This is a genomic window from Kitasatospora griseola, assembly GCF_014648555.1.
Classification (GTDB): Bacteria; Actinomycetota; Actinomycetes; order Streptomycetales; family Streptomycetaceae; genus Kitasatospora; species Kitasatospora griseola.
The window spans coordinates 89,847-90,315 of sequence record NZ_BMRI01000008.1; the positions used below are offsets into that span (position 1 = coordinate 89,847).

1 protein-coding gene is annotated in these 469 nt (G+C 78.7%); it reads left to right on the forward strand.

Annotated features, from left to right (window positions below; genetic code table 11):
* Positions 1-30 precede the first annotated feature (30 nt).
* Positions 31-469: PfkB family carbohydrate kinase (locus IEZ12_RS38315; RefSeq protein WP_229847483.1), on the forward strand; the 439-nt coding region annotated here is incomplete at its 3' end.

Here is a 469-nt window from a genome sequence, read left to right on the forward strand (position 1 = left end):
CACGGGCCCGAGGGTGAGGGAGCGGGATTGATGGCGGATCAGGACGGCGGGGCGGCGACCGGCCGGGCGGTGTGCCTGGGCGAGTCGATGGCGGTGCTGCTGCCCGACCGGCCGGGACCGTTCGAGGCCGTCGGCGCGTTCCGGCCCTCGGTCGGCGGCGCCGAGTCCAATGTCGCCGCGGCGCTCGCCGGGCTCGGCGTGCCGACCGCGTGGATCAGCCGGGTCGGCGCGGACGGCTTCGGCCGCCGCCTCACCGGCGACCTGGCCGCGGCGGGGGTGGACGTCTCCGCCGTGGCGGTGGACCCGCACCGTCCCACCGGCGTCTACCTGAAGGAGACCGGCGGCTCCGACCTGCCGCACGACCTCGGCGCGGGCCGCTCCCGCCTGCACTACTACCGCACCGGCTCGGCCGCCTCCGCGCTCTCCCCCGCCCTGCTGGACGACCCGGCGGCCGCCGCGCTGCTGGACC